The sequence below is a fragment of the Mesorhizobium sp. M7A.F.Ca.US.006.04.2.1 genome (assembly GCF_004022915.1).
GTDB lineage: Bacteria > Pseudomonadota > Alphaproteobacteria > Rhizobiales > Rhizobiaceae > Mesorhizobium > Mesorhizobium ciceri.
On the sequence record NZ_RZQA01000879.1, the window covers coordinates 1 to 2,541 of the forward strand.

3 protein-coding genes are annotated in these 2,541 nt (G+C 60.3%); all 3 read left to right on the top strand.

All coding sequences use genetic code 11. The features are described from left to right. Positions 1-1,083, top strand: a 1,083-nt coding sequence (locus tag EN925_RS31530) for an autotransporter outer membrane beta-barrel domain-containing protein (protein WP_128337195.1), incomplete at its 5' end; no start/stop codon positions are given. A gap of 218 nt (positions 1,084-1,301) precedes the next feature. After that, positions 1,302-2,324 carry an OmpA family protein gene (locus EN925_RS31535; protein WP_245467703.1) on the top strand — a complete coding sequence of 341 codons (1,023 nt, stop codon included), beginning with the start codon at positions 1,302-1,304 and terminating at the stop codon, positions 2,322-2,324. A gap of 20 nt (positions 2,325-2,344) precedes the next feature. Then, a partial coding sequence (locus EN925_RS40280) for a caspase family protein (RefSeq protein ID WP_348630374.1) occupies positions 2,345-2,541 on the top strand: 197 nt, incomplete at its 3' end.

A 2,541-nucleotide genomic window follows, 5' to 3' on the forward strand; every position in this document is an offset into this window, starting at 1 on the left:
GGCGTGCCCGGCACACCGGGTTCGCTTTTCACCTATGCGATCGTCACAGGCCCGAATGGCAGCGTGTTCCTGCGTGCCACGCCAGTCAATTTTGGCATTGCGGCGGCGCCGACCAGTGCCACCAACGCCGGCGCGGTCGCGGTGGCAATCGAGGCTCTCTACGGCATAAACCGCGACGCGCTCGATGCTGACCTGCATCTCTCGCCCGCATCCGGTTCTGGAATGGTGCCGGTTTCGGAAAGTTTCGGGGTCTTTGCTTCAGGCCAGTTCGCCCATACCGAGCATGACGGCTACAACATCAGCGGCGGCGGCTTGAACGGCTCCGGCCCGAGCTTCGATGCCAATGATTTTTCGGCTGCCATCAGCCTGGATTTCAATGCCGCCAAACACTTCCAGTTCGACAATGAGTACGGCCTGAACATCGGCGTTTTCGCCGGCTACGCCTCGACCGACGTCAACCTCGGCGCGTTTCGGGGATTTGATGCCATCGGCGAAGGTACCAACAAGGCCGGCCTGTTCGGCGGCTACGCGCTGTTTCGCAAGGACTACAATTACGCGCTCGTCTCGGCCTCCGGCTTCATCGGTGGAAGCGACGTGACGAACGGCGTGCTCGGCACCACCGGCAGCTATGATACCAAGGGCTATGCAGTGACGGCATCGGTCGGCCATATCTTCAAGCTGGGCGAGCGCACCCGCTTCGATCTGCGTGGCGGCCTGCTTGGCGTTTCCTTCCGTGGCGATCCCTATAAAGACAGCGGCGGCAACGAGTTCGGCAAGAGCAAGCTTTCTTTTGGCGCGATCAAGCTCGAGCCCGGCATCTATGGCGACTACACGCTAAGCAACGGAATGGTGATCAGCCCCTATGCGCGAGGCGAATTGCAGCAGCGTTTCGGCTACAAGAACACCACCGAAATCGACACCAGGGAGATCGACTTCAACGATGCCGATTTTTCCGCCGCGCTGTCGACCGGCTTCAACCTGAAGATGTCGGCCGCGACCACCGTCAACGGCGAAGTTCGCGGCAAGGTGTCATCGGACAGTTCCACCATCGGCGCCAAGCTCGGACTGAAGATCGCCTTCTAACCAAGACGATGAACCCGAGATTTGCATCGCTCGGGAGTGGTGCACCGCACCACGCGAGATGCTCGCCAAGCGACAGCAAGTGTTCTATGCTCCTCGCTGAGAAATCGTGAACTGCTCTAGGCAGGGGTTCCATGTTCGAAGTCGTGGGAGTCTGGTGGAAAACACGGGCAAGAGGCTGGCTCGTTATAAACGCGCTTGGCTTGGTCGTTGCGTTGTTGGTGTTGATTTGGCCCGGACTGGGAACTGCGAAGGCAGAGACGAACTGGACGCTGGACTCGACCGCTTCGGTCCTGACCTACCAATCGGTCAAGAAGAACACGATCGTCGAAACCAACAAGATCAGGAATATTTCCGGTAGCCTCACCTCGGCGGGTGATGCGAAAGTCACCTTCGACCTCAATTCGGTCGATACAGGGGTTGACCTTCGCAACGTCCGCATGCGGTTCCTTTTCTTCGAGACATTCAAGTTTCCCTCCGCCGAACTGACCGCGAAGGTAGATCCCGCCGCATTTGCCGACCTGGCGACCAAGCGACGTGTGAAGGCGGTTCTTCCGTTCCGTCTCAGCCTGCACGGGGTCGACAAGGATCTTCAAGCCAACATCGTGGTCACCATGATCAGCGACACCATGGTGTCGGTCGCTTCGGAGGCTCCTGTCGCCGTGCATGTGGAAGACTTCGGATTGCTGCCGAACGTGGATAAACTCCAGCAGGCGGCCAACGTGACCAATATTGTTCCCACGGCATCGGTTTCATTCGATTTCGTTTTCGTCGCTGACGGCAGCAAGCCGGCTGTTGTCCAACCGGTTGCGGCGAGCACTGCCGATGTCGGGCCTGTCACCACCGATGCGGCGAAGACCAGCTTCAGCGACGAGGAGTGCCTCAACAGGTTCGCGGTGCTGTCGCGCACCGGAGCCATCTACTTTAGAACGGCGAGCGCGCGGCTCGATAGCCAAAGCCGGCCGCTGCTTGCTGAGGTCGTCGGCGTCGTGGGCAAGTGCCCGGGCCTGAAGGTCGAGGTTTCTGGACACACCGATTCCGACGGGTCGCCCATCGAGAACAAGCGCCTGTCGGAGCGAAGGGCCCAGGCGGTTGCCGACGCCATAGTTGCCGCTGGCATTCCGCGCACCCAGATCGCGGCGACTGGCTATGGCGAGGAGCGCCCGGTTGCCGACAACGACACGCCGAAGAACAAGGCGCTCAATCGGCGGATCGAGTTTTCCGCCACTAAGCTCGTCAACTGAGGGACGCCCTGTTGTCCCGGGTGGGTTTTGATCGTATCGGCCATTGCGGTGGACTTGTGGGCGCCATTGCGCTTGTAGCGCTGGCACTGCTTTTGACTTTGTCGGCCGCCAGTGCTGAACGCCGTGTTGCGTTGGTCCTTGGCAACTCCCAATATGAGCATGCGCCGGCGCTGACCAATCCGGTACGCGACGCCCACGCCATCGCCGAACGCCTCGA